This is a genomic window from Vibrio sp. Vf1514 (assembly GCF_052076135.1).
Taxonomy (GTDB): Bacteria; Pseudomonadota; Gammaproteobacteria; order Enterobacterales; family Vibrionaceae; genus Vibrio; species Vibrio furnissii.
Map to the genome: position 1 here is coordinate 219243 of NZ_CP197267.1, position 26102 is coordinate 245344.

The window sequence follows — 26102 nt, forward strand, 5'->3', positions numbered from 1 at the left end:
AAGAAGGAAGCTCATGACCATTAATTGTAAAGTAAAGTCCATTCAGCCATTAGCCAGCAATACATTTCAGATCCTGCTGCACCCGGAACAGCCGGTTGCCTTTAAAGCCGGTCAGTATCTGATGGTCGTAATGGGCGAAAAAGATAAACGTCCTTTTTCCATTGCCAGCAGCCCATGTCGCCATGAAGGCGAGTTGGAGCTGCACATCGGTGCGGCGGAACACAACGCTTACGCACTGGAAGTGGTACAGGCTATGCGCCAAGCGCTCGAGCAGGGCAGCAATATCATCATCGATGCACCGCATGGTGATGCATGGGTACAAGAAGATAGCGAACGTTCGTTATTATTGATTGCTGGTGGGACGGGCTTCAGTTATGTCCGCTCAATTCTGGATCATTGTGTGGCTCAACAGATGCCTCATGCTATTTATCTCTACTGGGGTGGACGTGATGAAGACCAACTGTATGCAAAAGAAGAGTTGGAGGCTATTTCTGCCCAAAATGAGAATATCCACTTTATTCCCGTGGTAGAAAATGCCAGTGAGCGCTGGACAGGTAAAGTGGGGAATGTACTTCAGGCGATTGACCAAGATTTCGATTCACTGGCAGATTTCGATATTTATATCGCGGGCCGTTTTGAAATGGCGGGCGCTGCACGTGAACTATTTACGCAAAAGAAACAAGCGAGTAGAGAACGAATGTTCGCAGATGCGTACGCTTTTATCTAATGTATAAATCGTAGTAAATCAGTCAAAGAGGGTAAAAATGCCCTCTTTTTAGTCTTTTTGTTGCTTTATTCATCGAACGGTCTTTTTTTTAAAGTTTTTTTTAAAAAGCGCTTGCGCTGTTTTAAATCCTCCCTATAATGCCGCCTCACTGACACGGTAGACGCCACAAGGCTTCAGCGGTTGTCATCGAGGTGAAAGCTTCTAAAAAAGAAAATTGAAAAAAGTGTTTGACACGCTCAGTTATCTCGCTAGAATTCACCTCCGCTTTGAGAAGAAAGTTTCGAAAAAGCAACGCTCTTTAACAATATAAACCTATCAATCTGTGTGGGCACTCGTTGATGATAATCGAAGATGATTCTAAAGAATCAACTTAGGTATCAATGAACTGAGTGACCAATCGATACTTCGGTATCGGCACAGTCAATTCATTATCGTTCTGTTGGAACGATAATAGCTTTGAATTACTAAGGTAATTTGAAGTCAGTATTCATTGAGCCACAAAATCTTAAATTGAAGAGTTTGATCATGGCTCAGATTGAACGCTGGCGGCAGGCCTAACACATGCAAGTCGAGCGGCAGCGACAACATTGAACCTTCGGGGGATTTGTTGGGCGGCGAGCGGCGGACGGGTGAGTAATGCCTGGGAAATTGCCCTGATGTGGGGGATAACCATTGGAAACGATGGCTAATACCGCATGATAGCTTCGGCTCAAAGAGGGGGACCTTCGGGCCTCTCGCGTCAGGATATGCCCAGGTGGGATTAGCTAGTTGGTGAGGTAAGGGCTCACCAAGGCGACGATCCCTAGCTGGTCTGAGAGGATGATCAGCCACACTGGAACTGAGACACGGTCCAGACTCCTACGGGAGGCAGCAGTGGGGAATATTGCACAATGGGCGCAAGCCTGATGCAGCCATGCCGCGTGTATGAAGAAGGCCTTCGGGTTGTAAAGTACTTTCAGCAGTGAGGAAGGGGGTATCGTTAATAGCGGTATTCTTTGACGTTAGCTGCAGAAGAAGCACCGGCTAACTCCGTGCCAGCAGCCGCGGTAATACGGAGGGTGCGAGCGTTAATCGGAATTACTGGGCGTAAAGCGCATGCAGGTGGTTTGTTAAGTCAGATGTGAAAGCCCGGGGCTCAACCTCGGAATTGCATTTGAAACTGGCAGGCTAGAGTACTGTAGAGGGGGGTAGAATTTCAGGTGTAGCGGTGAAATGCGTAGAGATCTGAAGGAATACCGGTGGCGAAGGCGGCCCCCTGGACAGATACTGACACTCAGATGCGAAAGCGTGGGGAGCAAACAGGATTAGATACCCTGGTAGTCCACGCCGTAAACGATGTCTACTTGGAGGTTGTGGCCTTGAGCCGTGGCTTTCGGAGCTAACGCGTTAAGTAGACCGCCTGGGGAGTACGGTCGCAAGATTAAAACTCAAATGAATTGACGGGGGCCCGCACAAGCGGTGGAGCATGTGGTTTAATTCGATGCAACGCGAAGAACCTTACCTACTCTTGACATCCAGAGAACTTAGCAGAGATGCTTTGGTGCCTTCGGGAACTCTGAGACAGGTGCTGCATGGCTGTCGTCAGCTCGTGTTGTGAAATGTTGGGTTAAGTCCCGCAACGAGCGCAACCCTTATCCTTGTTTGCCAGCGAGTAATGTCGGGAACTCCAGGGAGACTGCCGGTGATAAACCGGAGGAAGGTGGGGACGACGTCAAGTCATCATGGCCCTTACGAGTAGGGCTACACACGTGCTACAATGGCGCATACAGAGGGCAGCCAACTTGCGAAAGTGAGCGAATCCCAAAAAGTGCGTCGTAGTCCGGATTGGAGTCTGCAACTCGACTCCATGAAGTCGGAATCGCTAGTAATCGTGGATCAGAATGCCACGGTGAATACGTTCCCGGGCCTTGTACACACCGCCCGTCACACCATGGGAGTGGGCTGCAAAAGAAGCAGGTAGTTTAACCTTCGGGAGGACGCTTGCCACTTTGTGGTTCATGACTGGGGTGAAGTCGTAACAAGGTAGCGCTAGGGGAACCTGGCGCTGGATCACCTCCTTATACGAATGATTATTGCGATGAGTGTTCACACAGATTGATGGTTTATACGTTTTAGAGACGATACTGGGTCTGTAGCTCAGGTGGTTAGAGCGTTCGCCTGATAAGCGAGAGGTCGGTGGTTCGAGTCCACTCAGACCCACCAATCTTCCTCCCAGAGGATTGGCACACAGTATCAACACCTGATGGGGCTATAGCTCAGCTGGGAGAGCGCCTGCCTTGCACGCAGGAGGTCAGCAGTTCGATCCTGCTTAGCTCCACCATCTTTAAGCACATTTGCTTAAGTGTTCTTAAACATGGTTTTCATTAGAAAATCTGCTCTTTAACAATTTGGAAAGCTGACAAAACAACAATTTATTGTTGTTTGTAAAGTTCTCAATGTATTCCTTAATGGAATACACCAACAAACACATTCAAGTGTGCTTGGTATCGAAGCTTACTGATTCAGTAAGTCTTCAAATTGAGTCCGGCAAAATCAGTCACACACTCATGTAAATTAAATGTGTGACACCTAGGTTGTTTAACAACAACCCGAAACTCCTTCGGGTTGTATGGTTAAGTGACTAAGCGTACACGGTGGATGCCTTGGCAGTCAGAGGCGATGAAGGACGTAGTAACTTGCGATAAGCTCAGATTAGGCAGTAACAGCCACTTGAGTCTGAGATTTCCGAATGGGGAAACCCAACTGCATAAGCAGTTACTGTTAACTGAATACATAGGTTAACAGAGCGAACCGGGGGAACTGAAACATCTAAGTACCCCGAGGAGAAGAAATCAACCGAGATTCCGATAGTAGCGGCGAGCGAAATTGGATTAGCCCTTAAGCTTTACATGCGTCAGGTGAAGGTTCTGGAAAGGACCGCGAAACAGGGTGATAGCCCCGTAGCCGACAGCGCATGTTCAGTGAAATCGAGTAGGGCGGGACACGTGTTATCCTGTCTGAATATGGGGGGGACCATCCTCCAAGGCTAAATACTCCTGACTGACCGATAGTGAACCAGTACCGTGAGGGAAAGGCGAAAAGAACCCCTGTGAGGGGAGTGAAATAGAACCTGAAACCGTGTACGTACAAGCAGTAGGAGCCTCCTTTGTGGGGTGACTGCGTACCTTTTGTATAATGGGTCAGCGACTTATATTCAGTGGCAAGGTTAACCATATAGGGGAGCCGTAGGGAAACCGAGTCTTAACTGGGCGTTCAGTCTCTGGATATAGACCCGAAACCGGGTGATCTAGCCATGGGCAGGTTGAAGGTTGAGTAACATCAACTGGAGGACCGAACCGACTAATGTTGAAAAATTAGCGGATGACTTGTGGCTAGGGGTGAAAGGCCAATCAAACTCGGAGATAGCTGGTTCTCCCCGAAAGCTATTTAGGTAGCGCCTCGGACGAATACTACTGGGGGTAGAGCACTGTTAAGGCTAGGGGGTCATCCCGACTTACCAACCCTTTGCAAACTCCGAATACCAGTAAGTAATATCCGGGAGACACACGGCGGGTGCTAACGTCCGTCGTGGAGAGGGAAACAACCCAGACCGCCAGCTAAGGTCCCAAATTACAGCTAAGTGGGAAACGATGTGGGAAGGCTCAGACAGCTAGGATGTTGGCTTAGAAGCAGCCATCATTTAAAGAAAGCGTAATAGCTCACTAGTCGAGTCGGCCTGCGCGGAAGATGTAACGGGGCTAAGCTGTAAACCGAAGCTGCGGCAATGCGATTTATCGTATTGGGTAGGGGAGCGTTCTGTAAGCCGTTGAAGGTGTGTTGTAAAGCATGCTGGAGGTATCAGAAGTGCGAATGCTGACATGAGTAACGACAAGGGGGGTGAAAAACCTCCCCGCCGGAAGACCAAGGGTTCCTGTCCAACGTTAATCGGGGCAGGGTAAGTCGACCCCTAAGGCGAGGCTGAAAAGCGTAGTCGATGGGAAACGGGTTAATATTCCCGTACTTCTTACAATTGCGATGGGGGGACGGAGAAGGCTAGGTGGGCCTGGCGACGGTTGTCCAGGTTCAAGTGCGTAGGCTTGAGAGTTAGGTAAATCCGGCTCTCTTTAAGGCTGAGACACGACGTCGAGCACCTACGGGTGTGAAGTCATTGATGCCATGCTTCCAGGAAAAGCCTCTAAGCTTCAGATTGTAAGGAATCGTACCCCAAACCGACACAGGTGGTCGGGTAGAGAATACCAAGGCGCTTGAGAGAACTCGGGTGAAGGAACTAGGCAAAATGGTACCGTAACTTCGGGAGAAGGTACGCTCTTGATGGTGAAGTCCCTCGCGGATGGAGCTGATGAGAGTCGCAGATACCAGGTGGCTGCAACTGTTTATTAAAAACACAGCACTGTGCAAAATCGTAAGATGACGTATACGGTGTGACGCCTGCCCGGTGCCGGAAGGTTAATTGATGGGGTTAGACTTCGGTCGAAGCTCTTGATCGAAGCCCCGGTAAACGGCGGCCGTAACTATAACGGTCCTAAGGTAGCGAAATTCCTTGTCGGGTAAGTTCCGACCTGCACGAATGGCGTAATGATGGCCACGCTGTCTCCACCCGAGACTCAGTGAAATTGAAATCGCTGTGAAGATGCAGTGTACCCGCGGCTAGACGGAAAGACCCCGTGAACCTTTACTACAGCTTGGCACTGAACATTGAACCTACATGTGTAGGATAGGTGGGAGGCTTTGAAGACGTGACGCCAGTTGCGTTGGAGCCGACCTTGAAATACCACCCTTGTATGTTTGATGTTCTAACTTAGACCCGTTATCCGGGTTGAGGACAGTGCCTGGTGGGTAGTTTGACTGGGGCGGTCTCCTCCCAAAGAGTAACGGAGGAGCACGAAGGTGGGCTAATCACGGTTGGACATCGTGAGGTTAGTGCAATGGCATAAGCCCGCTTAACTGCGAGAATGACGGTTCGAGCAGGTGCGAAAGCAGGTCATAGTGATCCGGTGGTTCTGAATGGAAGGGCCATCGCTCAACGGATAAAAGGTACTCCGGGGATAACAGGCTGATACCGCCCAAGAGTTCATATCGACGGCGGTGTTTGGCACCTCGATGTCGGCTCATCACATCCTGGGGCTGAAGTCGGTCCCAAGGGTATGGCTGTTCGCCATTTAAAGTGGTACGCGAGCTGGGTTTAGAACGTCGTGAGACAGTTCGGTCCCTATCTGCCGTGGGCGTTGGAAGATTGAAGGGGGCTGCTCCTAGTACGAGAGGACCGGAGTGGACGAACCTCTGGTGTTCGGGTTGTGTCGCCAGACGCATTGCCCGGTAGCTAAGTTCGGAATCGATAACCGCTGAAAGCATCTAAGCGGGAAGCGAGCCCTGAGATGAGTCTTCCCTGACAGTTTAACTGTCCTAAAGGGTTGTTCGAGACTAGAACGTTGATAGGCAGGGTGTGTAAGCGTTGTGAGGCGTTGAGCTAACCTGTACTAATTGCCCGTGAGGCTTAACCATACAACACCCAAGGGGTTTTGTACTGGACTCAAAGCTAAGCGCATAAGAATGTGTTGAGAGAATAGAAAACAGCTTTCCGAATTTTAAGAATTTGCTTGGCGACCATAGCGTTTTGGACCCACCTGATTCCATTCCGAACTCAGAAGTGAAACGAAACAGCGTCGATGGTAGTGTGGGGTCTCCCCATGTGAGAGTAGAACATCGCCAGGCTTTAAATTTAGACTCTTGAGTCTAACCAGTGCGGAGCGGTAGTTCAGTTGGTTAGAATACCGGCCTGTCACGCCGGGGGTCGCGGGTTCGAGTCCCGTCCGCTCCGCCACTTATTTTGAAAACCCAGTCTTTGACTGGGTTTTTTGCTATCTGGCGTTTAGAAAACGCACCGAATCTCTATCCTTTATCTCAGCGCGATTGCTCATTCAGCTCCCCTTCCCCTTCTCACGTTATGTTTATCTGGCTTGATGAGGTTACCTACACAGCATCGTGCCACCTCCGCTCCTATCCTTTTATGAATTGCACATCATGATTAGATTCCACACCAATGACCCCATTACTGGTTGACCCCATTGCTGATGGTGCGATTCTGAGGTCTATAGGGAGTCTCTCAAGGGCGGTATCGTCTGAGCAGCATGACAAACCGATGAGACAGCATGTGATTTGAGGAAGTGCTCGATGATGTATTGAGACGTTGAGATAGAAGAGCGGGGGAGTCGAGACAAAAAAGCCGATGCACAGGCATCGGCTCAAAGAGGAGGGAGTCGCTCAGAGGATTTGTTTCAGCACTCGGTCGGCTTTGACGCGGGTGATTTTACGAATTAAACGCTGAACATTCTCTGGGTAGTTTTCTAACTTCTCGATTTGGCGGTAGGTACACACCAATTGAGTGTGTTGAAGAATGTTTTCGACTTCTTGCTCAAAACGTTCCGTCAGGTGGTGGTAATGATCGGTGATCAGGATAGCATTCTCAAGATCCAGCTTCCAAGCGCGTGGATTGAGGTTGTTGCCAGTGATGAGCATATAGCGCTTATCTACCCAGATTCCTTTTAAGTGGAAGCTGTTGTCACCGTCTTTCCACAGGTGGATAGAGAGTTTGCGACTGGCGATATTCGCTTCGTTGATTTTAGCGAAGCGGCGCAGGTTGAGTTCATACAGATACGGCAAGCCACCAATGGTTTTAAATTCCTGTGTTGGTGGAATGTAGAAATCGTTTGCCGTTTTGTCACCCACCACAATATGGACTTTCACGCCGCGTCGGATTGCCTTACGGACTTCCTTCGCAACGCCTTTCGGAAAGTTAAAGTAAGGTGTGCAGATGAAGACTTCGTCTTTCGCTTGAGCAATCAACTGAACAATGTATTGGTTTAGGCGGTTGCGACGTTTTCCGATCCCCACCAAGGGTGTGATACCCACTTGATCGGGGCCGACGTCTTGGGATTCAAAATGATAATCCGCTTGCGATAATGTCGCACGGAATTGACGAATGTCCGTTTTGATCTCTTTCGTGGTTGGCTTGCTGTGGCATGCGAGATCGTTCACCGCAGGGTGAGCCAGCATTTGTTGTTGGATAAACTCAACCATGCTGTCGGCCAACACTTGGTTTTCGATCGTATGGTAGCGGTCAAAGCGATAACGTTCTTTGTAATGCAGATAGACGTTATTGAGACTGGCACCACTGTAGATGACTTGGTCGTCGATGATAAAGCCTTTGAGGTGTAAGACACCAAAGACTTCTTTACCACGAACGGGAATGCCGTAAACCGGAATGCAGTGGTCGTACTGCTCTTTGAAGGACTTATACATTGCTGCGTTGCCTTCTGACGAAGCTGCACCGATCAGCCCCCGTTGCGCGCGATGCCAGTCAACACAAATGTTGATGTCTAGGCCGGGATTACGCTGTTTCGCTTCATACAGCTCAGTGAGAATTTCTCGACCAGCATCATCATTCTCTAAATAGAGCGCCACTATGTAGATACGCTTACTTGCCTGACGAATCGACTCAATCAGATGAGTGCGAAAGTCTTTGGCAGAGAACAAAACACCAAACTTATTCGGATCTTGCGCAATAGTTGGTAGCTGTTCGAATGGGTTTCTACGAGCAATCATAGGGATGCTTTACCTTACGTACGTGCAAAATTGCGAGCAGAGCATATTACCAAAACTCAGCAAAGAAAGGCTAGGAAAGTGCACAATTCTTAGCATATCTCGGGTATGAATTGCATCGGAATGAGATCTTTACCGCTTGATGAATAACGCTTAAACAGCGTCTGTAGCTCTGCGGGCAATGTTTCGGCCGCGATGGGGATGAAGCACGCTTTGCGATAAAACTCAGTCAGGTGGGTATAGGCGAAACAATAGTCATGTTGCTGAAGAATGTGTGCCTGGCAGTAATGGAGTAGTGCATGACCAATTCCCGTGCCGCGTTGTGCGCTCTCAACCGCCATGCCCGTCAGCAGGCGATATTGCGCCACCGTGCGAAATCGCACGATGCCACACAGCCCTTGATTGCCATAAGCGCCGATCATCAACTCGTCACGCTTGGGTTTGGTGCTCGCATAATGTTGCTTATAAAAACGTTTCACTAGGGGCAACTTTATCGGGTCTATGGGTTCAAATTGCAGAGTCGGCATTTGTATCTGTCTTCAAAGTACATCTGTTGTAGAATGATCCCAGTTTAGTTTATTCAAAGAATCTCATGCAATTACATCTCGACGCGAACTTAAAGCCTTACCATACGTTTGGTATTGAACAATCTTGCAAGGCGCTGGCTATCATTGAGTCGGCTGATGATCTGATACAACTGCATCAGGACGAACACTGGCAGGGGCTTCCCAAGCTGATGTTGGGCAAGGGGAGCAATATGCTGTTCACCGAGCCGTTTCAAGGGTTGGTGATGGTCAATCGCATGACGGGAATTACGTATCGTGACGACGCCCAACATCACTATTTGCATGTCAATGGTGGCGAAGATTGGCCAGCCTTAGTGACTTGGTGTATGAAGCAGCAGTTTTATGGTTTGGAGAATCTCGCACTCATTCCCGGTTGCGCGGGCTCTGCACCGATTCAGAATATCGGTGCATACGGAGTTGAGTTCCAAGATATCTGCCAGTACGTGGATTACCTGTGCCTCGAGAGCTTCACCATCAAACGTCTCAGCGCGCAAGAGTGTTTGTTTGGTTACCGAGATTCCATTTTCAAACATCAATTGTACGGCAAAGCGATTGTCGTTGCCGTGGGATTAATCTTGAATAAAGATTGGCAGCCCGTCGCGTCTTACGGCCCGTTACAAGCGTTGGGAGATGATTGTTCGCCAGAAGCGGTTTATCAAACCGTCTGCCGCACGCGAATGGACAAGCTACCCGACCCAGCGGTGACCGGAAATGCCGGCAGCTTTTTTAAAAACCCCGTGATTCGGCAGGCTGAATACGACCGTTTGAAACAATCATTCCCTGACATGGTGGCGTATCCCACTCAGGATGGGGTGAAAGTTGCGGCGGGTTGGCTGATTGATAGCGCGGGCTTGAAGGGCGTCTGTGTTGGCGGTGCACAAGTGCATCCGAAACAAGCCTTGGTCTTGATCAATACAGGCACAGCCACCGCGCAGGATGTGGTTGAGCTGGCTGCGTTGGTACGCCGTCGCGTTGAAGCACAATACGAGATTTGTCTCGAACATGAAGTGCGTTTTATGGGCGCGACCCAAGAAACATATTTAACCCATTTAATGGAGAATGCAGAGTGAAAGAGCATAGTGTAAAACTGACATTATTGAAGACCCTGTCGGATGGTGCTTTTCATTCTGGTGAATCACTTGGTGCCCAGTTAGGCATGACCCGTGCCGCGATCAGCAAACACATTCAAGGAATTCAGGAATGGGGTGTGGATGTCTTTCGCGTTCAAGGGAAAGGTTACCAGCTGGCTCAGCCGCTACATATGTTGGATGAAGCGCTGATTCAAGCTCAGGTGAGTAACCCAGTTGAGCTGCATCCGATTATTGGTTCAACCAACCAGTATCTGCTGGATAACGTCGATACGTTGACATCTGGCACCGTGTGTTTGGCGGAGTACCAAGCCAAAGGACGAGGACGTCGTGGTCGTCATTGGGTGTCACCTTTCGGCGCGAACCTCTATTTTTCCATGTATTGGCGACTAGACGCTGGTATCGCTGCGGCAATGGGACTGAGTTTGGTCGTGGGTGTCGCGATTGTGGAAGCCTTGGAAAACATGGGGCTGGAAGGCGTCAAATTGAAATGGCCAAACGACTTGTATTATCAAGACCGCAAACTGGCTGGGATTCTGGTGGAGTTATCGGGTCAAGCCGGTGCCGCGGCGCACTTGGTGATTGGTATGGGGATGAACCTTATTATGCAGGATCGCGAGTCGAACATTGATCAACCGTGGTCAAGCTTGTCACAAGTGATCGGCCAAGATCATGTGGATCGCAATCAGCTGGCGGTCGCCTTCATCCAAGCGCTGGATCAGGCGCTGCGTGATTATGAGCTGTATGGCATGCAAGATTTCGTTGGGCGTTGGAATCGGTTGGATAACTTTATTGACCGAAAAGTCCGATTGATCATGGGGGACAACGAGATCACCGGTATTGAGCGTGGTATCGATGCGCATGGTGGCGTGTTGCTCGAAATGGACGACGGCATTAAGAGCTTTATCGGCGGCGAAATTTCGCTTCGCAAGGGTGAATAAGTGAACCCCAACAAAAAAGAGGCGAATCGCCTCTTTTTTGTTGCTCAACGGTTACTTCCGGAGCAGTACTTCTTCGACCGTATGGTTGTGGCTCTTGCGCAGAATCAGTTGGGCGCGCTCTTTGGTCGGCAAAATGTTTTGCTGCAGATTTTTTCCATTGATGGTGTGCCAAATGTCTTTGGCTTTGGCTATCGCTTCATCTTCCGTAAGCTGGGTGTAGTGGCTGAAGTAAGAGCCCGGCTTCATAAACGCACCTTGGCGGAATTTCATAAAGCGTTCGACATACCATTTTTCAATCATGGAGCTGTCCGCATCGACATAAATCGAGAAATCGAGGAAGTCAGAGATAAAAACACGATGCGGATCGTGCGGATAATCCATGCCACTTTGCAAGACATTCAAGCCTTCGATAATCAACACGTCTGGACGATCAACGACCTTCATCTCCGGCGTAATGTCGTAAGTTAGATGCGAGTAGATTGGGGCTTCCACATGGGGTTCGCCTGCTTTCACGTCCGAGACAAACTGCACCAAACGACGCATGTCGTAGGATTCTGGAAACCCTTTCTTATGCATGATATCACGTTCATTGAGCACGCGGTTGGGATGCAGAAATCCATCGGTGGTGACCAGCTCGACTTTCGGGTGATTTTCCCAGCGTGACAACAGTGCTTTGAGTAGACGAGCGGTGGTGCTTTTTCCGACGGCAACACTGCCAGCGATGCCAATCACAAACGGTGGCGCTTTCTCGGTGTTCCCCAAAAATTGATTCAGCACTGAGTTACGGCTTTGCCTTGCAGCAACATACAAGTTCAGTAACCGAGCAAGGGGCAGATAGATCTCCACCGCTTCTTTGATGGTTAGGTTTTCATTGATGCCTTGCAGCTCTTGAAGGTCCGTTTCTGACAACGTCATAGGCACAGAATTACGTAACTCTGCCCACTGATGACGAGCAAAAGACAAGTACGGGCTCATAAAATGCTCAATCGTATAATTAGAATAAGAGAGGGGAACATACAATATGGCGCTGATAATTCAAATGAGAAAGGTGACAGAATTAGCGATTGAATCGAAATTTGAGTGAAAAATCATCGAATAAACAAAAACGTGCCAAATTTGGATTTTTTTTGGTTTTAAGGGTTGCAAGGTAAGAAATCATTCAATAGAATGCGCTCCACTTATGCCGACTTAGCTCAGTAGGTAGAGCAACTGACTTGTAATCAGTAGGTCACCAGTTCGATTCCGGTAGTCGGCACCATTTTCCTTCGGAGTAAGACTCCAAGTCGTAAAATGGGTAAAAAATTTGGAGGGGTTCCCGAGTGGCCAAAGGGAGCAGACTGTAAATCTGCCGGCTCCGCCTTCGATGGTTCGAATCCGTCCCCCTCCACCATATTCTTAAGGAAATAGCTCTCAGAGTTACGTGTTGCGGGCATCGTATAATGGCTATTACCTCAGCCTTCCAAGCTGATGATGCGGGTTCGATTCCCGCTGCCCGCTCCACTCATTTAAGAGTGCTGATATAGCTCAGGCGGTAGAGCGCATCCTTGGTAAGGATGAGGTCGGCAGTTCGAATCTGCCTATCAGCACCAGCTCTAAGCAAACTTTTCCTTTTGATATATACTTTACTACCGGTAATTTTTGGTTGCGTGGTCATTATTTAAAGCCACCTATATCCGTACCTAGAGGGACAACCCATGTCTAAAGAAAAATTTGAACGTACGAAACCGCACGTAAACGTTGGTACTATCGGCCACGTTGACCACGGTAAAACAACTCTAACTGCAGCAATCTGTACTACACTGGCTAAAGTGTACGGCGGTGCAGCTCGTGACTTCGCGTCAATCGACAACGCTCCAGAAGAGCGTGAGCGCGGTATCACAATCTCTACTTCACACGTAGAGTACGACACTCCAAGCCGTCACTACGCACACGTAGACTGCCCAGGACACGCTGACTATGTTAAAAACATGATCACAGGTGCTGCGCAAATGGACGGTGGTATCCTAGTTGTTGCTGCAACAGATGGTCCAATGCCACAAACTCGTGAGCACATCCTACTAGGCCGTCAGGTTGGTATTCCTTACATCATCGTATTCATGAACAAATGTGACATGGTTGACGATGAAGAGCTACTAGAACTAGTAGAAATGGAAGTACGTGAACTTCTGTCTGAATACGATTTCCCAGGTGATGACCTACCAGTTATCCAAGGTTCTGCACTAGGCGCACTAAACGGCGAAGAGCAGTGGGAAGCGAAAATCGTTGAACTGGCTGAAGCACTGGACAACTACATTCCAGAGCCAGAGCGTGCAGTAGACATGCCGTTCCTGATGCCAATCGAAGACGTATTCTCAATCCAAGGTCGTGGTACAGTAGTAACTGGCCGTATCGAGCGCGGTATCCTGAAAGTAGGTGATGAAGTAGCGATCGTAGGTATCCACGACACTACAACAACTACTTGTACTGGTGTAGAAATGTTCCGTAAACTGCTAGACGAAGGTCGTGCAGGTGAGAACGTTGGTGCACTACTACGTGGTACAAAACGTGATGAAGTAGAACGTGGTCAAGTACTAGCGAAACCAGGTTCAATCACTCCACACACCAAGTTTGAATCAGAAGTATACGTACTGTCTAAAGATGAAGGTGGTCGTCACACTCCATTCTTCAAAGGCTACCGTCCACAGTTCTACTTCCGTACAACTGACGTAACAGGCAACATCGAACTGCCAGAAGGTGTAGAGATGGTAATGCCAGGCGACAACATTCAAATGATTGTTGAGCTGATCGCGCCAATCGCAATGGACGAAGGTCTACGCTTCGCAATCCGTGAAGGTGGCCGTACAGTTGGTGCTGGTGTTGTTGCTAAGATCATCGCTTAATCACAGATTCTGTGAAGAATGATTTGACTACACAGTAGCAAAGAGGGCATCATTTGATGCCCTTTTTCTGCGCTGTAGTTTTTGGTGCTGATTTATTCATCAAATCTCGCACTTAGCAAGGAATTCCGGGGCTAAGAGATCCTCTTGGTCTTGAACGATCGATTGGCACATTTTGTGTCAATGGAATGGATTTGCCCTGCAACAGCGGGGTTGTTGTCGTCTATAGTTAGACTTGTGACAGGTTGGTTTATGAAAGCAAACAATGCTGAGACTCCTGATAGCTCAAGTGCAGCAAATACACTGAAGTGGGTTGTCACTTTTGTACTGCTAGCTGCCGCTGTTGTGGGTAATTACCTGTATGGTGAATTGTCTGTAGTGATTCGCGCTGCAGGTGTGATTGTGTTGATTGCCGCGGCGCTTGGCGTTGCTGCAACGACATCAAAAGGTAAAGCCGCGATTATTTTTGCACGCGAATCTCGCATGGAAGTTCGCAAAGTTGTTTGGCCTACGCGCCAAGAAACAATGCAAACGACACTGATCGTGTTAGCTGTAAGTATTGTAATGGCTCTAGTGCTTTGGGGCATTGACGGCATTATGGTTCGTCTTGTTGCCTTTGCAACTGGGGTATAGAGGGTTTAATACATGAGTGAAGCTCCAAAAAAACGCTGGTATGTAGTTCAAGCCTTCTCGGGATTTGAAGGTCGTGTCGCTCAATCACTGCGTGAACATATCAAAATGCATAGCATGGAAGAGTTGTTCGGCGAAGTATTGGTTCCAACTGAAGAAGTTGTAGAGATGCGCGCGGGCCAACGCCGCAAAAGCGAACGTAAATTCTTCCCTGGTTACGTGTTAGTGCAAATGATCATGAATGATGAATCATGGCACTTAGTGCGTAGCGTTCCTCGTGTAATGGGCTTCATTGGTGGTACCTCTGATCGTCCAGCGCCTATCACTGATAAAGAAGCTGACGCTATTTTGAACCGTCTTGAGAAAGCGAGCGAAGCTCCGCGTCCTAAGACCATGTTTGAAGCGGGTGAAGTGGTACGTGTTAACGAAGGTCCGTTTGCTGACTTCAACGGTACCGTTGAAGAAGTGGACTACGAGAAGAGCCGTCTGAAAGTGTCTGTGTCGATCTTTGGTCGTGCGACACCAGTTGAGCTTGAATTTGGTCAGGTTGAAAAACTTGATTAAAAAAACAGCTTTATAGGCTTGTTTAAGGCGTGAAATCTGACTATAATTTCGCGCCTTTTTGCTTCTACGGAAGTGAAAAGTTTTTTGCTCTAACGGGGAGCTGATCAATCGATTAGCGTCTGAACCCATAATCTAGGAAATATCATGGCTAAGAAAGTTGAAGCTTATATCAAGCTGCAAGTTGCAGCGGGTATGGCTAACCCAAGTCCACCAGTTGGTCCTGCTCTAGGTCAACGTGGTGTGAACATCATGGAATTCTGTAAAGCGTTCAACGCACGTACAGAGTCTGTAGAGAAAGGTCTACCAACTCCAGTTGTTATCACTGTATACAGCGACCGTTCTTTCACTTTTGAAACTAAGACTCCACCTGCAGCAGTTCTTCTGAAGAAAGCGGCTGGCGTTAAGTCTGGTTCAGGTCGTCCAAACACTGAAAAAGTGGGTACCATCACTGACGCTCAAATCCAAGAAATCGCAGAAACTAAAGCTGCTGACATGACTGGTGCTGATATCGAAGCAATGAAGCGTTCTATCGCGGGTACTGCTCGTTCAATGGGCCTAGTGGTTGAGGGTTAAGACAATGGCAAAACTAACTAAGCGCATGCGTACTATCCGCGAAAAAGTGGATGTAACTAAAGAGTACGACATCAACGAAGCTGTTGCTCTTCTGAAAGAACTTGCAACTGCAAAATTCGTAGAGTCTGTTGACGTTGCTGTTAACCTAGGTATCGACGCTCGTAAATCTGACCAAAACGTTCGCGGTGCAACTGTACTGCCACACGGTACTGGTCGTGATATCCGCGTTGCTGTATTCACTCAAGGTGCAAACGCTGAAGCGGCTAAAGCTGCTGGCGCTGACCTAGTGGGTATGGAAGATCTTGCTGAGCAAGTGAAGAAAGGCGAAATGAACTTCGACGTAGTTATCGCATCTCCAGATGCAATGCGCGTTGTAGGTCAACTAGGTACTATCCTAGGTCCTCGCGGTCTGATGCCAAACCCTAAAGTTGGTACTGTAACTCCTAACGTTGCTGAAGCAGTAAACAATGCTAAAGCGGGTCAGGTTCGTTACCGTAACGACAAGAACGGTATCATCCACACTACCATCGGTAAGGTGTCTTTCGAAACTGAACAACTAAAAGAGAACTTAGAAGCTCTGCTAGTTGCTCTGAAGAAAGCAAAACCTTCTTCTGCGAAAGGTACTTTCGTGAAGAAAGTTAGCATCTCTACTACCATGGGTGCTGGTGTTGCTGTTGATCAGGCGACTCTGACTGCTCAAGTATAATGCATTTGCTTAGGCGCGAAATTTGTGTATAATTTCGCGCCTAATATTTGTGGTTGGGGCTGAGGTCTCATTCTTTGAATGAGTGTTCAGTCTCCGTCCAAGACCGTAGGCGTTATCTCTTGATAACTTAATGCAACCTACGTAGATGGTGCCCGAACCTGACAGAAAGATTTTCATTTTTTATTTTAAAGAATGCGTTAACTTTCTTCTGGGACTGCACCTAATAAGCTCTCACTGTTGTGATAATAGTGAGTGGTGTAACGACAACCAGGAGTAATCCAAGATGGCTTTAAATCTTCAAGACAAAAAAGCAATTGTCGCTGAAGTCAACGAAGCGGCCAGTGGTGCACTTTCTGCAGTTGTAGCTGACTCTCGTGGTGTACAAGTTGCTGCGATGACAACTCTACGTAAACAAGCGCGCGAAGCGGGTGTTTACCTACGTGTTGTTCGTAACACACTAGCACGTCGCGCAGTAGAAGGCACAGCTTACGAATGTCTACAAGACGTATTCGTAGGTCCGACTTTGATCGGCTTCTCTAACGAGCACCCAGGTGCTGCAGCACGTCTTTTCAAAGACTTTGCTAAAGAGAACAAAGCATTCGAGATCAAAGCGGCTGCATTTGAAGGCGCAATTACTGACGTTGAAGTACTAGCGACGCTACCAACTTACGATGAAGCAATCGCACGTCTGATGATGTGCATGAAAGAAGCTTCAGCTGCTAAGCTGGCTCGCACTATCGCTGCTATCCGTGATCAAAAAGAAGCTGCTGCGGCTTAATTGCCTTGCTTTTTACTGGTTGCAAAATAAACTTATTGTTGACTTAAAAGAGAATTGTTATGTCTATTACTAACGAGCAAATCCTAGACGCTATTGCAGAAATGTCTGTAATGCAAGTTGTTGAACTGATCTCTGCAATGGAAGAGAAATTCGGTGTTTCTGCTGCTGCTGCAGTAGTTGCTGGCGGCGCTGCTGCTGGTGGCGCAGCTGCTGAAGAACAAACTGAGTTCGACGTAGTTCTGACTTCTGCTGGTGCAAACAAAGTTGCTGTTATCAAAGCAGTACGTGGCGCAACTGGCCTAGGTCTGAAAGAAGCTAAAGCTCTAGTTGACGGCGCTCCAGCACCTCTGAAAGAAGCTGTATCTAAAGATGAAGCTGAAGCACTGAAGAAAGAGCTTGAAGAAGCTGGTGCATCTGTTGAAGTTAAGTAATAATTACTTAAATTCTTAGCCGCAAGGCTAATGGCTGGTGGTTTAATGACCACCGGCCTTTTTGCGCTGTAGGGTATGAGCGAATTTTCCCGCTGTTTAGGCGTCTCATATTCTTGCAAAAAACGTCTCATTCATACGTAATGAGCCGTCACTACAGTAAACAGCGATTTAGTCACTGTCCCCTCTTTAGCGGACAGTTTGGGTCACTTATCAGCGAGCTGAGGAACCCCATGGTTTACTCTTATACCGAGAAAAAGCGCATCCGTAAGGACTTTGGTACTCGTCCACAAGTGTTGGACATTCCATACCTGCTATCGATCCAGCTCGATTCGTTCGAAAAATTCATCGAACAGGATCCTGAGGGACAATACGGTCTTGAAGCCGCTTTTCGTTCTGTATTTCCAATCCAGAGCTACAACGGCAATTCAGAGCTGCAATACGTTAGCTACCGTCTTGGTGAGCCAGTTTTTGACGTTAAAGAATGTCAAATCCGTGGTGTAACTTATTCAAAACCGCTACGCGTGAAACTGCGCCTAGTGATCTTTGATAAAGACGCGCCAGCAGGTACTGTCAAAGACATTAAAGAACAAGAAGTCTACATGGGTGAAATTCCACTCATGACAGACAATGGTACCTTTGTAATCAATGGTACCGAGAGGGTTATCGTATCCCAGCTGCACAGAAGCCCTGGCGTATTCTTCGACAGCGATAAGGGTAAGACCCACTCTTCAGGCAAAGTGCTTTACAACGCACGCATCATCCCGTACCGCGGTTCTTGGTTGGATTTCGAATTCGACCCTAAAGATAACCTGTACGTGCGTATTGACCGTCGTCGTAAGCTACCTGCATCTATTATCCTGCGTGCGCTGGGTAAGACGACTGAAGAAATCCTCGACATCTTCTTCGAAAAAATTAACTTCGAAGTGAAAGACCAAACTCTGATGATGGAGTTGGTGCCTGAGCGTCTACGCGGTGAAACTGCGTCTTTCGATATCGAAGCAGATGGTAAGCTGTATGTTGAGAAAGGTCGTCGTGTAACGGCTCGTCACATTCGTCAACTTGAAAAAGATGGCGTGACCTTTATCGAAGTACCGGTTGAGTACATCGTAGGTAAAGTTTCTTCTAAAGATTACATCAATGAAGCAACTGGCGAGATCATCGTTGCAGCGAACCAGGAAATTAGCCTTGAATCGCTGGCGAACCTGTCACAAGCAGGCTACAAAAAACTAGAAGTTCTGTTTACGAACGATCTAGACCACGGTCCGTTCATGTCTGAGACCTTGCGTGTCGACAGCACAACAGACCGTATTTCGGCGTTGGTAGAAATCTACCGAATGATGCGCCCTGGCGAGCCGCCAACAAAAGAAGCGGCAGAAGCCCTATTTGAAAGCCTATTCTTCTCTGAAGAACGCTACGATCTGTCTACTGTCGGTCGTATGAAGTTCAACAGCTCTATCGAGCGTGCAGACGCTGAAGAGCAAGGCACTCTTGACGAAACAGACATCGTCGAAGTGATGAAGAAACTGATCGCGATCCGTAACGGTAAAGGCGAAGTGGACGATATCGACCACCTTGGCAACCGTCGTATCCGTTCTGTTGGCGAAATGGCAGAGAACCAATTCCGTGTTGGTCTTGTACGTGTTGAACGCGCAGTGAAAGAACGCCTAAGTCTTGGCGATCTGGACAACGTGATGCCACAAGATCTGATCAACGCGAAACCGATTTCTGCTGCTGTTAAAGAATTCTTCGGTTCTTCACAGCTGTCTCAGTTTATGGACCAGAACAACCCGTTGTCAGAAGTTACGCACAAACGTCGTATCTCTGCATTGGGCCCTGGCGGTCTGACTCGTGAGCGTGCTGGCTTTGAAGTACGTGACGTACACGTAACTCACTACGGTCGTCTATGTCCTATCGAAACGCCTGAAGGTCCGAACATCGGTCTGATCAACTCGCTGTCTGCGTTTGCACGCTGCAACGAGTACGGTTTCCTTGAAACCCCATACCGTCGCGTTGTAGATGGCGTTGTCACGGATGAAGTGGATTACCTGTCAGCTATCGAAGAAGGTCAATTCGTTATCGCACAGGCGAACGCGAAACTGACTGAAGAAGGTGGCTTTGCTGATGAGCTGGTTACAGCACGTCAAAAAGGTGAATCTGGTCTTCACCCACGTGAACACGTGAACTACATGGACGTTGCAACGAACCAAGTTGTATCGATCGCAGCATCGCTGATTCCATTCCTGGAACACGATGACGCGAACCGTGCATTGATGGGTGCGAACATGCAACGTCAAGCAGTCCCAACGCTGAAAGCTGAGAAGCCTTTCGTTGGTACCGGTATTGAACGTAACGTAGCGGTCGACTCAGGCGTAACTGCAGTCGCGAAACGCGGCGGTATGATTCAGTCTGTTGACGCATCACGTATCGTGGTTAAGGTTAATGAAGAAGAGTTGATTCCTGGCGAAGCGGGCATCGATATCTACAACCTGACTAAATACACCCGTTCTAACCAGAACACTTGTATCAACCAGCGTCCATGTGTGATGCCGGGTGAACCTGTGGCTCGCGGTGACGTACTGGCTGACGGTCCATCAACTGACCTTGGTGAACTGGCGCTTGGCCAAAACATGCGTATCGCGTTCATGCCTTGGAATGGTTACAACTTCGAAGACTCGATCCTAGTTTCTGAACGTGTTGTTCAAGATGACCGTTTCACGACTATCCACATTCAAGAACTGTCTTGTGTGGCGCGTGATACTAAGCTGGGTGCAGAAGAGATCACTGCGGATATTCCAAACGTCGGTGAAGCTGCGCTGTCTAAGCTGGATGAGTCAGGTATCGTTTACATCGGTGCTGAAGTGAAGGGTGGCGACATCCTGGTTGGTAAAGTAACGCCGAAAGGCGAAACCCAACTGACTCCTGAAGAGAAGCTGCTACGCGCTATCTTCGGTGAGAAAGCATCGGACGTTAAAGATACTTCTCTGCGTGTACCTAACTCTGTTGCGGGTACGGTTATCGACGTTCAAGTCTTTACTCGCGATGGCGTAGAGAAAGACAAACGTGCGCTTGAAATCGAACAGATGCAGCTGAAAGAAGCGAAGAAAGACTTGACCGAAGAATTCCAGATTCTGGAAGGCGGTCTGCTTGCTCGTGTTCGTTCTCTGCTGATCACTGGCGGTTACAGCGAAGCGAAACTGGATGCTATCGATCGTAAGAAATGGCTAGAACAGACGCTAGAAAACGACGAACTGCAAACTCAGCTAGAGCAAATGGCTGAACAGTACGACGAACTGAGAGCTGAATTCGATAAGAAATTCGAAACCAAGCGTCGCAAGATCACCCAAGGTGATGACCTTGCACCTGGCGTTCTGAAGATCGTGAAAGTGTACTTGGCAGTGAAACGTCGCATCCAACCGGGTGATAAGATGGCGGGTCGTCACGGTAACAAGGGTGTAATCTCTAAGATCAACCCTGTTGAAGACATGCCATACGATGAGAAAGGCCAACCGGTCGACATCGTACTGAACCCACTGGGTGTACCTTCTCGTATGAACATCGGTCAGATCCTAGAAGTTCACTTAGGTCTGGCTGCGAAAGGTATCGGTGACAAGATCAACCAGATGATCAAGGAACAACAAGAGCTGGCTAAGCTGCGTGAGTTCCTACAGAAAGTTTACGATCTGGGCGAAACTCGTCAACAAGTCGATATTGCGGCGCTGTCTGATGATGAAGTACGTACACTGGCACAAAACCTGCGTTCAGGTCTGCCAATTGCGACGCCAGTCTTTGATGGTGCGAACGAAGCGTCAATCAAAGCGCTGCTGAAACTGGGTGATCTGCCAGAATCTGGTCAGTTGACTCTGTTTGATGGCCGTACTGGTGATGCGTTTGAGCGTTCTGTCACTGTTGGTTACATGTACATGCTGAAACTGAACCACTTGGTTGACGACAAGATGCACGCTCGTTCAACGGGTTCTTACAGCCTAGTAACTCAGCAACCACTGGGTGGTAAAGCTCAGTTCGGTGGTCAGCGTTTCGGTGAGATGGAAGTATGGGCACTGGAAGCATACGGTGCAGCTTACACCCTACAAGAAATGCTAACTGTTAAGTCGGATGACGTTAACGGCCGTACGAAGATGTACAAAAACATCGTCGACGGAAACCACGCGATGGAACCTGGTATGCCAGAATCGTTCAACGTACTGTTGAAAGAGATTCGCTCGCTAGGTATCAACATCGAGCTAGAAGACGAAGAGTAAACCTTAAGGTTCCCCACTCGGGGAGCCTAACCGGTTTTCTGGTAGGAAGGAGCTCGCTAGTTCACACGGCGAGTTCCTTTTAACTCCTTACAGGAGCTGATTGTGAAAGACTTATTAAACTTTCTAAAAGCACAGCACAAGACCGAAGAATTTGATGCAATCAAAATCGGTCTGTCTTCACCTGACATGATTCGTTCATGGTCATTTGGTGAAGTGAAAAAACCTGAGACCATCAACTATCGTACGTTCAAACCTGAACGCGATGGTCTTTTCTGTGCGCGTATTTTTGGCCCGGTAAAAGACTACGAATGTCTTTGTGGCAAATATAAGCGTCTGAAACACCGTGGCGTTATCTGTGAGAAGTGTGGCGTTGAAGTCACGCAAACTAAAGTTCGTCGTGACCGTATGGGCCACATCGAACTGGCTTCTCCTGTTGCTCACATCTGGTTCCTAAAATCACTGCCGTCTCGTATCGGTCTGTTGATGGATATGCCACTGCGCGACATCGAACGTGTGCTTTACTTCGAAATGTACGTGGTGACTGAACCAGGCATGACTGACCTAGAACGTGGTCAGATGCTGACTGAAGAAGAGTATCTGGATCGCCTGGAAGAGTGGGGCGACGAGTTCACTGCGAAAATGGGTGCAGAAGCGATCAAAGATCTGCTGTCATCTATGGATCTGCTGGCTGAAGCTGAGCAGATGCGCGAAGAGCTGGATACGACGAACTCAGAAACTAAACGTAAGAAAGTTACGAAGCGCCTGAAACTGGTTGAAGCATTCGTTGCATCAGGTAACAAACCTGAGTGGATGATTCTGACTGTGCTTCCGGTACTTCCGCCAGATCTACGTCCGCTAGTACCGCTAGATGGCGGTCGCTTTGCGACATCCGATCTGAACGATCTATACCGTCGTGTGATTAACCGTAACAACCGTCTGAAACGCCTTCTAGAGCTTGCTGCTCCGGACATCATCGTACGCAACGAAAAACGTATGCTACAAGAGTCTGTTGATGCGCTTCTGGATAACGGTCGTCGCGGCCGCGCGATCACAGGTTCGAACAAGCGTCCTCTGAAATCTCTTGCTGATATGATCAAGGGTAAACAAGGTCGTTTCCGTCAGAACCTGCTTGGTAAACGTGTAGACTACTCAGGCCGTTCTGTAATCACAGTAGGTCCTTACTTGCGTCTGCACCAGTGTGGTCTTCCTAAGAAGATGGCACTTGAGCTGTTCAAACCATTCATCTATAGCAAGCTGGAAACTCGTGGCCTAGCTACGACGATCAAAGCTGCGAAGAAAATGGTTGAGCGTGAAGAAGCGGTTGTATGGGATATCCTGGATGAAGTTATCCGTGAACACCCAGTGCTACTGAACCGTGCACCAACACTTCACCGTCTAGGTATTCAGGCGTTTGAACCTGTTCTAATCGAAGGTAAAGCGATTCAGCTACACCCACTTGTGTGTGCGGCGTACAACGCGGACTTCGATGGTGACCAAATGGCGGTACACGTGCCTCTAACTTTAGAAGCACAGCTAGAAGCTCGTACACTGATGATGTCGACAAACAACATTCTGTCGCCAGCGTCAGGTGATCCGATCATCGTACCTTCTCAGGACGTTGTATTGGGTCTGTACTACATGACTCGTGAAAAAGTGAACGCTCTGGGTGAAGGCATGTACCTTGCTGGCCCTAAAGAGGCTGAAAAGGCATACCGCACGAAGACGGCTTCACTGCACGCACGCGTTAAAGTACGTATCACGGAAACCGTGGTTGACGAAGACGGCAATCGCACAACTGAGACCAAGATGGTGGATACCACTGTCGGTCGTGCAATGTTGTGGCAAATCGTACCGAAAGGTCTGCCATATAGCGTCGTGAACCAGAAGCTAGGTAAGAAACAGATTTCTAACCTGCTGAACGAGGCGTACCGTAAACTGGGTCTGAAAGACACTGTTATCTTCGCAGACCAAATCATGTACACCGGTTTCGCTTACGCGGCACTGTCAGGTGTTTCTGTTGGTATCGACGATATGGTTGTACCACCTGCGAAATACACTGAAATCTCCGAAGCGGAAGAAGAAGTACGTGAAATCCAGGAACAGTTCCAGTCTGGTCTGGTAACTGCTGGGGAACGCTACAACAAAGTGATCGATATTTGGGCATCAACCAACGATCGCGTTGCGAAAGCGATGATGGAGAACCTGTCGTCTGAAATGGTGATCAACCGTGATGGCGAAGAAGAGAAACAAGAGTCGTTCAACAGCATCTACATGATGGCTGACTCTGGTGCTCGTGGTTCTGCAGCGCAGATTCGTCAGCTTGCTGGTATGCGTGGTCTGATGGCTCGTCCAGATGGTTCGATCATCGAAACGCCAATCACAGCGAACTTTAAAGAAGGTCTGAACGTCCTTCAGTACTTTATCTCAACGCACGGTGCTCGTAAGGGTCTGGCGGATACAGCACTGAAGACAGCGAACTCAGGTTACCTCACCCGTCGTCTGGTAGACGTTGCTCAAGACGTTGTTGTTTATGAGCACGACTGTGGCACCCAAGAGGGTGTTGACATGATGCCTCACATCGAAGGTGGTGACGTTAAAGTTCCGCTGACTGAGCTTGCGCTGGGTCGTGTGGTTGCTGAAGACATCCTGAAGCCAGGTACAGAAGAAGTGCTTGTTCCTCGTAACACGCTTCTAGATGAGAAATGGTGTCAGGTTCTTAACGACAACTCTGTTGACCGTATTAAAGTACGTTCAGTGGTAACTTGTGACGCTGACTTCGGTTGTTGTGCACTGTGTTACGGTCGTGACCTAGCACGTGGTCACTTGGTGAACCAAGGTGAAGCTGTGGGCGTTATCGCGGCTCAGTCAATCGGTGAACCGGGTACACAGCTAACCATGCGTACGTTCCACATCGGTGGTGCGGCATCGACAGCAGCAGCAGAGAACAGCATCCAAGCGAAGAACAACGGTTCTGTGAAACTGCACAACGCGAAGTTCGTAACGAACAAAGATGGCAAGCTGGTGATTACTTCTCGTGCATCTGAACTGACCATCATTGATGAGTTCGGCCGTACGAAAGAGAAACACAAACTGCCATACGGCTCGCTACTGAGCAAAGGTGACAACGATGCAGTTCAAGCGGGCGAAACCGTGGCGAACTGGGAAGCGCACACCATGCCAATCATCACTGAAGTGGCAGGTCGCATCCAATTCGTTGACATGATCGATGGCGTCACTGTTTCTCGTCAAACGGATGACCTCACTGGTCTGTCTTCAAGCGAAGTGACCGATGCAGCCGCTCGTCCAGCAGCAGGTAAAGATATGCGTCCAGCTATCAAACTTGTGGATGAGAAAGGTAACGATGTCCTGATCCCTGGTACCGATATGCCAGCTCAGTACTTCCTACCTGGTAAAGCGATCGTGAACATCGACGATGGCGCTGAAGTGAATGTGGGTGACACACTGGCTCGTATTCCTCAGAAATCTGGCGGTAACAAGGACATCACCGGTGGTCTACCACGCGTTGCTGACCTGTTCGAAGCACGTAAGCCGAAAGAGCCTGCGATTCTTGCTGAGTACACAGGTACTGTGAGCTTCGGTAAAGAGACCAAAGGTAAGCGTCGTCTCGTGATCACTCGCGATAGCGGTGAAGTTTACGAAGAGATGATTCCTAAGCATCGTCAATTGAACGTGTTTGAAGGTGAGCGCATCGAACGTGGTGACGTGATTGCAGATGGTCCAGAATCGCCACATGACATTCTGCGCCTACGTGGTATCCACGCTGTGACCACTTACATCGCGAACGAAGTTCAGGAAGTTTACCGTCTGCAAGGCGTTAAGATTAACGACAAGCACATTGAAACAATCGTTCGTCAGATGCTACGTAAGTGTACTATTACTCACGCAGGTGACTCTGAGTTCCTGCCTGGTGAGCAAGTAGAATACTCACAAGTGAAGATCGCCAACCGTGATCTGGAAGCTGAAGGCAAAGAGCCAGCACGTTTTGAACGTGAACTTCTGGGTATTACGAAAGCGTCTCTGGCAACAGAATCGTTCATCTCAGCCGCATCGTTCCAAGAAACGACTCGCGTTCTGACTGAAGCTGCGGTTTCTGGTAAGCGTGATGACCTACGTGGTCTGAAAGAGAACGTTATCGTGGGTCGTCTGATCCCTGCTGGTACTGGTTTTGCGTACCACCAAGACCGTCAATCTAAGCGTGAAGCTCAGAAAGAAGGTCCTTCAGCAGAGCAGGCTACCGACAACCTAGCAGCGCTGCTTAACGCAGGCTTCTCAGCTGACGAGTAATCGTTCTGATAGCAAAAAAGGCACCTTCGGGTGCCTTTTTATTTGCCTGCGATTCACGC

Annotated in this window: 15 protein-coding genes, 7 tRNA genes and 3 rRNA genes; 22 read left to right on the forward strand and 3 right to left on the reverse strand. The window is 48.6% G+C overall.

Features of this window, described 5'->3' with window-relative positions:
- Positions 1 to 13: 13 nt before the first annotated feature.
- The 7 genes from fre to ACS18Q_RS01030 all read left to right on the forward strand — a co-directional run bounded on the left by fre (position 14) and on the right by ACS18Q_RS01030 (position 6548).
- Complete coding sequence (gene fre, locus ACS18Q_RS01000; protein WP_055466816.1) at positions 14 to 727, forward strand: NAD(P)H-flavin reductase; 714 nt, start codon at positions 14 to 16, stop codon at positions 725 to 727.
- A gap of 507 nt (positions 728 to 1234) precedes the next feature.
- Positions 1235 to 2787 (forward strand): 16S ribosomal RNA (locus ACS18Q_RS01005).
- A gap of 65 nt (positions 2788 to 2852) precedes the next feature.
- Positions 2853 to 2929 (forward strand) — tRNA-Ile (locus tag ACS18Q_RS01010).
- A gap of 42 nt (positions 2930 to 2971) precedes the next feature.
- Positions 2972 to 3047, forward strand: a tRNA-Ala gene (locus ACS18Q_RS01015).
- A gap of 290 nt (positions 3048 to 3337) precedes the next feature.
- Positions 3338 to 6229 (forward strand): 23S ribosomal RNA (locus tag ACS18Q_RS01020).
- Positions 6230 to 6323: 94 nt separating this feature from the next.
- Positions 6324 to 6439, forward strand: a 5S ribosomal RNA gene (rrf, locus tag ACS18Q_RS01025).
- The 16S, 23S and 5S rRNA genes sit together here with 3 tRNA genes alongside, the layout of an rRNA operon.
- Before the next feature lie 32 nt (positions 6440 to 6471).
- Positions 6472 to 6548 (forward strand) — tRNA-Asp (locus ACS18Q_RS01030).
- Between the two features lie 440 nt (positions 6549 to 6988).
- Here ACS18Q_RS01030 and pssA read toward each other — a convergent pair.
- Both pssA and ACS18Q_RS01040 read right to left on the reverse strand, forming a co-directional pair.
- Positions 6989 to 8329, reverse strand: a complete 1341-nt coding sequence (gene pssA / locus ACS18Q_RS01035; RefSeq protein ID WP_004728247.1) for a CDP-diacylglycerol--serine O-phosphatidyltransferase — start codon at positions 8327 to 8329, stop codon at positions 6989 to 6991.
- Between the two features lie 89 nt (positions 8330 to 8418).
- On the reverse strand, positions 8419 to 8853 hold the full coding sequence (locus ACS18Q_RS01040) for a GNAT family N-acetyltransferase (protein ID WP_055467301.1): 435 nt from the start codon (positions 8851 to 8853) through the stop codon (positions 8419 to 8421).
- 65 nt (positions 8854 to 8918) lie between these two features.
- Here ACS18Q_RS01040 and murB point away from each other — a divergent pair, with 65 nt between their 5' ends.
- Positions 8919 to 9962, forward strand: coding sequence for a UDP-N-acetylmuramate dehydrogenase (gene murB, locus ACS18Q_RS01045; protein WP_441257281.1), 1044 nt, complete (start codon positions 8919 to 8921; stop codon positions 9960 to 9962).
- On the forward strand, positions 9959 to 10921 hold the full coding sequence (gene birA / locus ACS18Q_RS01050) for a bifunctional biotin--[acetyl-CoA-carboxylase] ligase/biotin operon repressor BirA (protein ID WP_004728250.1): 963 nt from the start codon (positions 9959 to 9961) through the stop codon (positions 10919 to 10921). The genes murB and birA overlap by 4 nt, the downstream gene beginning before the upstream one ends.
- Before the next feature lie 51 nt (positions 10922 to 10972).
- Here birA and coaA read toward each other — a convergent pair whose 3' ends face one another.
- Positions 10973 to 11896, reverse strand: a complete 924-nt coding sequence (gene coaA / locus ACS18Q_RS01055; RefSeq protein ID WP_004728251.1) for a type I pantothenate kinase — start codon at positions 11894 to 11896, stop codon at positions 10973 to 10975.
- Positions 11897 to 12103: 207 nt separating this feature from the next.
- Between coaA and ACS18Q_RS01060 the strand changes: the two genes are divergently transcribed.
- The 13 genes from ACS18Q_RS01060 to rpoC all read left to right on the forward strand — a co-directional run bounded on the left by ACS18Q_RS01060 (position 12104) and on the right by rpoC (position 26043).
- Positions 12104 to 12179: transfer RNA gene (locus ACS18Q_RS01060), tRNA-Thr, on the forward strand.
- A gap of 47 nt (positions 12180 to 12226) precedes the next feature.
- A tRNA-Tyr gene (locus ACS18Q_RS01065) sits at positions 12227 to 12311 on the forward strand.
- Positions 12312 to 12346: 35 nt separating this feature from the next.
- Positions 12347 to 12421, forward strand: a tRNA-Gly gene (locus ACS18Q_RS01070).
- A 13-nt stretch (positions 12422 to 12434) separates the two neighbouring features.
- Positions 12435 to 12510, forward strand: a tRNA-Thr gene (locus ACS18Q_RS01075).
- Positions 12511 to 12615: 105 nt separating this feature from the next.
- The gene (gene tuf, locus ACS18Q_RS01080) at positions 12616 to 13800 is read left to right on the forward strand and encodes an elongation factor Tu (RefSeq protein WP_004728252.1); all 1185 of its coding nucleotides are present in this window, start codon (positions 12616 to 12618) and stop codon (positions 13798 to 13800) included.
- Between the two features lie 249 nt (positions 13801 to 14049).
- On the forward strand, positions 14050 to 14430 hold the full coding sequence (secE, locus tag ACS18Q_RS01085) for a preprotein translocase subunit SecE (protein ID WP_038152501.1): 381 nt from the start codon (positions 14050 to 14052) through the stop codon (positions 14428 to 14430).
- Positions 14431 to 14442: 12 nt separating this feature from the next.
- Positions 14443 to 14991: a transcription termination/antitermination protein NusG gene (gene nusG / locus ACS18Q_RS01090; protein ID WP_004728254.1), complete on the forward strand. Its 549-nt coding sequence runs from the start codon at positions 14443 to 14445 to the stop codon at positions 14989 to 14991.
- Between the two features lie 144 nt (positions 14992 to 15135).
- Entirely contained in the window at positions 15136 to 15564 is a 429-nt protein-coding gene (gene rplK, locus ACS18Q_RS01095; RefSeq protein WP_004728255.1) for a 50S ribosomal protein L11, read from the forward strand.
- A 4-nt stretch (positions 15565 to 15568) separates the two neighbouring features.
- Positions 15569 to 16270: a 50S ribosomal protein L1 gene (gene rplA / locus ACS18Q_RS01100; RefSeq protein WP_004728256.1), complete on the forward strand. Its 702-nt coding sequence runs from the start codon at positions 15569 to 15571 to the stop codon at positions 16268 to 16270.
- A 283-nt stretch (positions 16271 to 16553) separates the two neighbouring features.
- Positions 16554 to 17048, forward strand: coding sequence for a 50S ribosomal protein L10 (rplJ, locus tag ACS18Q_RS01105; RefSeq protein ID WP_004728257.1), 495 nt, complete (start codon positions 16554 to 16556; stop codon positions 17046 to 17048).
- 59 nt (positions 17049 to 17107) lie between these two features.
- The gene (gene rplL / locus ACS18Q_RS01110; RefSeq protein WP_004728258.1) at positions 17108 to 17479 is read left to right on the forward strand and encodes a 50S ribosomal protein L7/L12; all 372 of its coding nucleotides are present in this window, start codon (positions 17108 to 17110) and stop codon (positions 17477 to 17479) included.
- A 230-nt stretch (positions 17480 to 17709) separates the two neighbouring features.
- Positions 17710 to 21738, forward strand: coding sequence for a DNA-directed RNA polymerase subunit beta (gene rpoB / locus ACS18Q_RS01115; RefSeq protein WP_004728259.1), 4029 nt, complete (start codon positions 17710 to 17712; stop codon positions 21736 to 21738).
- Positions 21739 to 21840: 102 nt separating this feature from the next.
- A complete protein-coding gene (gene rpoC, locus ACS18Q_RS01120) occupies positions 21841 to 26043 on the forward strand; it encodes a DNA-directed RNA polymerase subunit beta' (RefSeq protein WP_014203980.1) in 4203 nt (1400 codons plus the stop codon).
- Positions 26044 to 26102 lie beyond the last annotated feature (59 nt).